At 39.3% G+C, this 6,076-nt stretch carries 4 protein-coding genes; 3 read left to right on the top strand and 1 reads right to left on the bottom strand.

Annotated elements, in window-relative coordinates:
* The first annotated feature begins 320 nt into the window (after positions 1–320).
* Positions 321–1,109 carry a DUF975 family protein gene (locus tag FD50_RS04895; RefSeq protein WP_056960635.1) on the top strand — a complete coding sequence of 263 codons (789 nt, stop codon included), beginning with the start codon at positions 321–323 and terminating at the stop codon, positions 1,107–1,109.
* Between the two features lie 559 nt (positions 1,110–1,668).
* On the opposite strand, the gene FD50_RS04890 is transcribed toward FD50_RS04895, so the two are convergent.
* Positions 1,669–3,042: a C40 family peptidase gene (locus FD50_RS04890; protein ID WP_054758024.1), complete on the bottom strand. Its 1,374-nt coding sequence runs from the start codon at positions 3,040–3,042 to the stop codon at positions 1,669–1,671.
* A gap of 651 nt (positions 3,043–3,693) precedes the next feature.
* Here FD50_RS04890 and serC point away from each other — a divergent pair.
* Together serC and FD50_RS04880 are read left to right on the top strand one after the other, a co-directional pair.
* Complete coding sequence (serC, locus tag FD50_RS04885) at positions 3,694–4,782, top strand: 3-phosphoserine/phosphohydroxythreonine transaminase (RefSeq protein ID WP_056960623.1); 1,089 nt, start codon at positions 3,694–3,696, stop codon at positions 4,780–4,782.
* Positions 4,782–5,954 carry a phosphoglycerate dehydrogenase gene (locus FD50_RS04880; RefSeq protein ID WP_056960622.1) on the top strand — a complete coding sequence of 391 codons (1,173 nt, stop codon included), beginning with the start codon at positions 4,782–4,784 and terminating at the stop codon, positions 5,952–5,954. Before serC ends, FD50_RS04880 begins: the two co-directional genes overlap by 1 nt.
* The last annotated feature ends 122 nt before the right edge of the window (positions 5,955–6,076 follow it).

Below are 6,076 nucleotides of genomic sequence, written 5' to 3'. Positions count from 1 at the left end.
GCGCCAAGAGTAGTTGGGGGATCGCCCCCTGCGAGGGTAGGTCGTTGCCGTGCAAACTAAGAGAGTTGAGTCAAAACACAGTTTTTGACTCAACTCTTTTTCTATATACAAGAATGTGACATAAGTCGGTAAAATTATGGAACACGTTTATCCGGAATAAATAAAGGAGCTAGACTAAAATTTCACTTTTGACCCAGCCCTTTTTTTATATACATTAAGGAAGTGTACATAAATGAAAATTCACACAAAAAATCATATTTGTGTGAAGAGGTGAAATTTTTTAGTATAATATGCGTAAAGAAAAGGAAGGGAAGAAAGAAATGAAGACAAGAAAAGAACTTAAGGACGAGGTTAAAGCCACTTTTCGAGGTCATTGGGGACAAGCTATCAAGTTAACGTTGATACCAGTTATTTTTCAAATTCTTGCAAGTTTTGCAGTTGCAATTGGCAGTCTTGGACTTGTATGGTTTCTGACTAAGAATGGGGCAGCGTTGGATTATTCAGGAACGAGTAACGAGTCGACTTTTAGTAATGGGGGAAATCCTTTCGGAAGTTATTTCTCCGGTTTTTTAGCAACAATGATTTTAGTTGGAATTAACTTCACCTTCCTTGATTGGCTGCGCACCAAAAAAAGTGATTTTAAAGTTCTCAGAGGAGTTTTCAGTGTCTTCACTAAACGTCATTTTATAAGTGTTTTGGTATTGTATCTACTAATTTCACTCTTTACCTTTTTATGGACATTGCTATTTATTATTCCAGGAATAATTAAAACTTTTTCTTATTCACAAACTTACTTGATTTACAAGGATCTAGCTGAGAGCCAAAAGGACACTGACGATCTTAGTTATTTAGACTATATTACTAAAAGCCGTCAGTTAATGGATGGACACAAAATGGACTTTTTCTTATTGAAATTGAGTTTTATTGGCTGGGATATTTTGGCAGTTCTAACCTTTGGGATCGGCTTTATCTGGTTAACACCCTATCAGACGGCGACATATGTTGCTTTCTATAAAGATATTGCACAGGGTCATTTTGGAAATTCCGCTACTGATGGGGATAAAGCAGCTACTGATAATAATGAAGGTTCCTTTATTGTGCGCTACTAAACATGAAAAAATAATTTTTCAAGACAATCAAACGATAACGACTTGCTTCCAGTTGGAAAAAGTCGTTATTTTTAATTTATAGTAAAAAGCACGGTGACGCGTACAATTCTCAAAGATTTTCAAAACTAGAATATTGTTGCGGCTAGAAGTTATGGGAAGGGCCGAAGTTTTTTACCTGAGTTTGCAGTCCAAGTGCTTCGATATATCAAAAGAGAGAGTGTGACATAAGTCGGGAAAATTTTGAGTGCTAACTCGAAATTACGAACATAGCGAGTACTTTGCTATGAGTAATTCGAAGTTAGACGGAGAATTTTGACTTATGGAACACGTTTATCCAGAATAAAAGCGGGGCTGTGCCAAAAGTTAACTTTTGGCACAGCCTCTTTAAACTTAGTTATTAACGCTTTAATTGCACTTCTAAGCGAGTTTTTAAGGAGAACGGGTCTTTTCTTAGCTTGATGGGTCTACGTGCCTAGAATGCCAAGCAGCTGGTTTATTAAGTATGCTGAATATAAAGCCTACAAAAAAAGCATCCATGCAGGATGCTTTTTAACTAACTCTAGTTTACGTGAACTGCAAATGATGGTTGGAAGTACTGGAAGCTCTTAAGGCTAACTGTTTCACCAGTTGTTGGAGCGGCAACATAACTAGTGCCACCAACGTAGATTCCAACATGCCATGCAGAACCGCGGCCACCCCAGAATAATAAGTCACCAGGTTGTGCAGCACTAACTGATTCGTAAGTTCCAATTGCAGATTGTGCTTCAGAAGTACGTGGAATTGAGATTCCAAAGTGAGCATAAACATACTGTGTGAACCCGGAGCAGTCAAAACCGCTAAGACTTGTACCACCTGATACGTAAGGAATGCCCATGGTTGCTAACTGTTCTGCATAACTAACAATTGAAGAAGCTGAAACTGAACTTGTTGTAGTCGAAGTACTTGATGAAGTAGCTGCAGAACTTGATGAAGTAGCTGCAGTACTTGATTGCGTAGCTTGTGAAGAACTACTTACAGCAGAGCTGGATGTTGTGTTATTTGTAGAACTGGTACCTGTTGTTGTACTTGCAGTACTTGATGATGAAGCAACTGTCGAAGTACTTGAAGCAGCTGAACTTGCAGGAGTGCTGCTAGATGCTGCTGTAGTTGAACTTGTTGCTGCAGTTGTGCTTGAAGATGAAGCGGCTGTAGTAGCAGTACTTGAAGCTGTTGAAGAACTTGAAGCAGCTGAACTTGTTGTTGCAGGTGTCTTGGTTGGATCATTAATTGTTAATGTCTGTCCCAAAACAAGTGTGCTTCCTAAAGTATTAGCAGCTCTAAGTGAAGCAACAGTTACACCATAAGCTTGAGCGATTGTGTAAAGTGTATCGCCCGATTTAACTGTGTATGTAACATGGTTAGTTGAAACAGTTACTTTTGAAGCAGTTGTAGTTGAACTTTGCGTTGCTGCAGTACTGTCTGTGTTAGCAGCTTGGGTCGTTGTATTGCTTGTTGTCGTCGTTGTCTTAGGTGTTCCTGTAACCTTAAGAGTTTGACCTGGTTGGATCAATGTTTCATCTGTGGCGATTCCGTTAAGCGAACGGAGAGTATCAACAGAAATGTTGTATTCTTTAGCAATTGCCCATAAGCTATCTCCGGCCTTGACAGAAACTGAAGAAGTTGCTGTTGTCTTACTTGTGTTAGCAGTATTCTTAGCAGCTTTGTCAGGAATTTGCAATGATTGATTTTGAAGGATTAAATGTGAATTCTGATTAACATGGTTCAAAGTTTCGATTGCTTGAATTGAAACACCATATTTTTGTGAAAGTGCCCAAACAGTATCATTCTTATTAACTTTAACAGTGGTTGAAGCATTCGCAGTTGTTGTAGAAGCTAAGAATAAACCCGCCGCACCAACAGTGCCTACCAATAATGTTTTTGCTGTACGTTTCAAATTAAGTCACTCCTACTTTTTTAAATTATTATTTTCTTACCAATGCTTTGATTGTAGGCTATCAATGTTGCAAGAGGGTACAAATTAAATTACAATTTGGGACTATCTGTAACATAAGTTATGTGAAGCCTTTAATAAAGGCGTTTTTTCAAAAAAAAATTTTTTTGAGTTTATTTTTGTGTTCCTTCAGAGAATTTAAAACGTTGACATATAAGGGATTATCAGGGCAAGAAAAAGGAATGTAAGTGCTTTGAATTCCTTAAGAATATTACATTAGTGTTACAAATACTTTAAGGAATCCAAATTTAATGAAAATCCTGCTTTAATTATGGTTTTATCTTAAAAACAGTTTGAAAAATACACGAATTTCCGAGCATAATATTACAGTAATATTAAATTTATAAACTTCATTATTTTTTAATAAAAATACCAGCTAAAACCCCTTTTGAGGGAATAGTTGACGTGGTAAAAAACACTAAAATAATTTTTAACAGAAATGGTGTTTTTCTGATAGAGTCTTGACATCACCATGGGATTGCGCTACATTCGGAACATTGGGTAAAGTGGCGGGAGCACGCATCAACGTGGTGTGCTTACTTTTTACAAGCACCTTTGCTCCATTAAAAAATTCTGAAGAAAGAAGTGGGTAGCGTGACACAAGTGTATAACTTTGCGGCCGGACCAGCTGTTTTACCAGCTGAGGTTTTGCGCCAGGTTCAAAGTGAATTGATTTCTTATAAAAACAGCGGCATGAGCGTAATGGAGATCAGTCATCGCTCCTCACTTTACACAGAGATGGAAGCAGAGGCAGAAGCTGATTTAAGAAAATTGATGAGCATTCCTGAAGATTACGACGTGCTTTTTCTGCAAGGGGGTGCAACACTGCAATTTGCAATGGCGCCTCTTAATTTAGCAAATCGCACGCGGCGAATTGGCTTTGTGGACACAGGGCACTGGTCTCAAAGGGCTGAAGAAGAGGCCAAACTTGTTACAGGGATCAAGGCTGAAGTGGTTGCTTCAGGCGAAGCTTCGAATTATACTGAACTGCCGCAAGCAGTTGAACTCACAGAAAATTATGATTATTTACATCTAACGTTGAATAACACGATTGAAGGCACGATGTACAAAGAATTGCCGTACACAGGTAAAGTACCCTTAGTGGGGGATCTTTCGTCGAATATTTTAGGTCAGGAATATAATGTCACTGACTTTGGCATGATTTATGCGGGCGCGCAAAAGAATATTGGTCCAGCAGGTCTGACGGTGGTAGTGGTTAAGCACTCCTTCTTTAAAGATGCCCCACAACTGCCAGCAATGTTGAGTTATGCAAAACAGGCAGCAAAACATTCTGCACTAAACACACCTCCAGTGTTTGCAATTTACGTTGCCGGCTTAGTGTTTAAGTGGTTAGTGCAACAAGGTGGTGTAGCGCAGATGCAGCAACGAAATGAAGCAAAAGCGCAATTACTATATGATTATCTGGATGCATCGCAACTCTTTAAATCACCTGTTAAAAAACAATGGCGCTCGACCACGAATGTTCCATTTATTACTGGAAATCAGGAACTCGACCAACGTTTTATTGCCCAAGCTCAATCCAACGGGTTAGTTAATCTTAAGGGCCATCGTTTAGTTGGCGGCATGCGCGCGAGTCTCTACAATGCGTTTCCCCGCACAGGCGTAGAGAAATTGGTTGAATTTATGCAAACATTTGAAGAGACAGTTAGGAGAACCAGATAATGACGATGGATATTAAAACGTATAATATGATTGCCCCAGAGGGACTGGCTGTTTTTCCGCCAGCGATGTACCGAATAAATCAAACTGATAAACCAGATGCACTACTGATTAGAAGTCAAGATATGCATAAAACTCATTTTGGAACCAGTGTTTTAGCAATTGCACGTGCAGGTGCAGGCGTCAATAATATTCCATTAGTAGAAGCTTCTTCAAATGGAACAGTAGTCTTCAATACCCCTGGATCAAATGCAAATGCGGTTAAAGAATTGATTGTTGCGATGCTTGTGATTGCGACGCGTCCCATTTTTTCATCGATTACTTGGGCTAGAAAACTCAATGGTGCGGATGTTAGTCTACAAACGGAAAAGGGTAAGAATCATTTTGCAGGCACAGAGCTAAAGGGCAAGACGATCGGTGTGATTGGACTTGGAGCTGTTGGTTCACGTGTTGCCCGTGCGGCTGCGGATATGGGGATGCATGTGATCGGTTATGACCCTTATATTAGTGTTGAGCATGCATGGCGTCTGTCTAACGATATTCCGCGTGCAGGAGAATTAGCAGAAGTTTTACGTAGTAGTGATTATGTTACGATTCACATTCCTTATACGGAAAAAAACAAGGATTTAATTACAGCAAAAGAGTTACAACAAATTAAAAAAGGTGCAATTTTGTTAAACTATTCGCGTTGGGGAATTGTGAATGAAGATGCAGTAGTAGCTGCTTTGGATAATGGACAAATAAAACAATACGTAACTGATTTCAGTTCAAGTAAGTTTATTAAGCGTGATGATGTAATTGTAACTCCACATATTGGGGGGACGACGATTGAAGCAGAGGTCTGCGGTGCCAAAATGGCAGCTCAAACATTGCGTAAGTACCTTGAAACAGGCAATATTGTTAATTCAGTGAATTTTCCGACAGTTGAAATGGAATTTGCATCGGCACTGCGTTTGACACTTATTCATCGGAATGTACCTAATATGGTTGGTCGGATCACAACGATTCTGGCACAAGAAGAGGTCAACATCGATAATATGATTAACCGCAGTCGTGATCAGATTGCATATACAATGATTGATGTTGCGGCAATTCCAGCAGAAAAGCTCAAGAATCTGCAAGCTGCATTGTTAGCGATCCCTGAAGTAATTCGTGTACGTGCCTTGCAAAAATAGCAAAATATGAGTAGAATGAGGTTCCTTGGCAGGGGCATAGTAACAAAGTGTGATCTATGGTGTTAAAGTTTGAGGACTAACTTGAAATTACGAGCGAATATACATTGCTATGAATAATGTGG

Origin of the sequence: Liquorilactobacillus satsumensis DSM 16230 = JCM 12392 (assembly GCF_001435195.1) — a bacterium.
GTDB classification, from domain to species: domain Bacteria; phylum Bacillota; class Bacilli; order Lactobacillales; family Lactobacillaceae; genus Liquorilactobacillus; species Liquorilactobacillus satsumensis.
This window is presented reverse-complemented; position numbering and strand designations above follow the sequence as displayed.